The sequence below is a fragment of the Mesorhizobium sp. M2E.F.Ca.ET.209.01.1.1 genome, assembly GCF_004010375.2.
Taxonomy (GTDB): Bacteria; Pseudomonadota; Alphaproteobacteria; order Rhizobiales; family Rhizobiaceae; genus Mesorhizobium.
In genome coordinates this window covers 1-443 of the sequence record NZ_SADP02000191.1, presented here as the reverse complement: position 1 = coordinate 443, position 443 = coordinate 1, and the positions used below count along the sequence as shown (strand labels likewise).

The 443-nt window shown below is 68.2% G+C and carries 1 protein-coding gene; it reads right to left on the bottom strand.

From position 1 onward, the window contains the following. The coding region (locus tag EN852_RS35230) for a cytochrome ubiquinol oxidase subunit I (protein WP_135879629.1) at positions 1 to 443 on the bottom strand (443 nt) is incomplete at both ends.

The following is a 443-nucleotide window of genomic DNA, read 5'->3' as shown; positions in this document are numbered from 1 at the left end:
GAATCGCCATCCTTGGCCGCCTTCAGCGCCAGGTGCACCAGCACGCCGAGATAGGCGATCAGCAAAAGCAGGTAGAGCAGGAGATAGATGGCGAGCGTCAGCGCGACATGGCTGCCGGCCACCGGACCGACGGCGTCGGCGGTCTTCAGCACGCCGGTCACCAGCCAGGGCTGGCGGCCGATCTCGGTCGTGTACCAGCCGGCCAGTGTCGCCAGCCAGCCCGACAGCGCCATCGGCACCATCAGCAGGGCGAGCGGCCTGGGCAGCGAATGCCGGCGCTTGAGGAAGAAGGCGGCCGACCACGAGACGGCGAGCATCAAGAGCCCGGTGCCGACCATGATGCGGAAGCTCCAGAAGAGCGGAAAGACCGGCGGGTGGTTGCCGGGGTAGTCGTTCAGCCCTGGCACCACGCCGTCGGTGCCGTGCCGCAGGATAAGGCTGGC